Source organism: Mesorhizobium sp. M2A.F.Ca.ET.042.01.1.1 (assembly GCF_003997405.1).
Lineage (GTDB): Bacteria > Pseudomonadota > Alphaproteobacteria > Rhizobiales > Rhizobiaceae > Mesorhizobium.
The window spans coordinates 1-1,669 of the sequence record NZ_RZRX01000521.1; the positions used below are offsets into that span (position 1 = coordinate 1).

Annotated in this window: 2 protein-coding genes; both read right to left on the reverse strand. The window is 65.5% G+C overall.

Annotated elements, in window-relative coordinates; genetic code table 11:
- The coding region (locus tag EOA23_RS34455) for a TniB family NTP-binding protein (RefSeq protein WP_145966600.1) at positions 1-488 on the reverse strand (488 nt) is incomplete at its 3' end.
- A gap of 1 nt (position 489) precedes the next feature.
- Positions 490-1,669 (reverse strand): Mu transposase C-terminal domain-containing protein (locus tag EOA23_RS34460; RefSeq protein WP_127307294.1); only part of this gene is annotated, 1,180 nt, incomplete at its 5' end.

Below are 1,669 nucleotides of genomic sequence, written 5' to 3' on the forward strand. Positions count from 1 at the left end.
CTCCGAAGGAAGGCAAGCACGGCCTCGACGTCGCGCGCCCGGCCGCGCAAAGCATTGTGGAACTCATCGAAGATCAGGATCCTGGGCTTCAGCCTGTCGAGCAGATGATCGACCTGTTCGGCCTTGCGGCCGACGTCCCGGCTGCCGCCGGTCGGCGCGCGTAACGCCTGCAGGATACACCCGTAGAAATGGGCGAGCCCTGCGCCTTCGCGCGTCTGCACCACCCACACTCGCTGCTGCTCGGCTGTTCTCAAATGCCCGACGGCGAACCGTTCGGCGATCATCGTCTTGCCGTTGGCATAGGGTCCGACGAGCATCAGGCCTCGGGTCCGCAACGATGGCGGCCGCGACAGAAGCTCGGCAAGGCGTTCATGCGCCGTGACCGCCACCTGGTGTCCGATCCATCGCGACGCCTGAATATAGGCGATCCGCTCTTGCGGGCTGCCGGCGAGCTGCGCGCGAACGTGATCGAATAGATGGTCCGCCACGTCACCAATCCTCCACCGGCAGGCGGCGCTTCGGGCGAGCGGGATGATCGGCAGGCTCGGGCGTCGCCGGCCGCATCGTGTGATAGGGCTTGGGCGCGTCAGCGGCGTGAGATTTGCGAACGGCATTGCGCAGTTCGGCCTTCGATGGCTTCGGTCGGCCGGCAATCTCCGCGATCCGCCGGCGCAGCTTTACCTTCTCGACATCCGTGCGCGCGTTTGCGGCGCGGCGCCGCAGCCGGTCGGCCTCGTGCTCCCACAACGTCATCGGAGCAAGCATGCCGTCACGCCGCTCCACAGAGCGAAACTCCCTGGTTTCGGGATCGCGGGCATAGATGTGGCTGATGTCGCGCGGGTCGTATCGAAGCTCGAGCTTGCCCAGCCGATCTCGCTGCGGAACAAGCTCGCCCAGCCAGGATGAATAATAGTCGAGCCCGAACATGCTGACGCCCTGCGGTGAGATGCGCCGCTCCGCTCCGGGCATGAACGCCAGCAGGACCCGCACGGCATCATCGTCGAAGTGCGCAAGATCGTGCGCCCGTCGGTGCCATTCTGACGCCGGCACCTTCAGGGTCCTCGCGTTTTGCTGCAGGTTGTGGTCGATCACCGCGAGCGCGACGCATCGCTCGAGATCGGCGAAGCTGAGACGCGCTAGCCGCTCCGCAGGATAGTGGTCGCGGTCCGCCACGGATCGGCCCGTCGAGCCGGGCTGCGTTGCCAGCATGGCGTTGAGCTTCCCAAGCAGTCTTTCGACCACGCCGCCCTGATGGACGCGGCCGCGATCCCGACGGCGGATCCGAATACCGTAATCGTCGCACCCCTGCTGGAAAGCATGGCCCTTGAACTCTTTGGCGGAGTCGGTGACGAGCGAACGAGGTCGGCCGAACATCGGCCACCCGTCCTCGATGTCGCGCGCGGCCAACCACGTCTCCTTGGGACACATGGCCTGGGCGAGGCAGAGCGCGACCGACAACGTCGACGGCTTTTCGAGGGTTAGGCAGAAGCCGAGGATACAGCGCGTCGCCACGTCGGTGACAATCGTCAGGTAGGCACGTCCTACAAAGGTTCCATCGCCGTCGATGACCTCGACGAAGTTGATATCGGTCGGCGTGTGATCGATCTGGCAGACGTCGAGCGGGCGCGCCGCATGGATGTAGCCCGGCCGTGGCTTTAGCCGGTGGAGA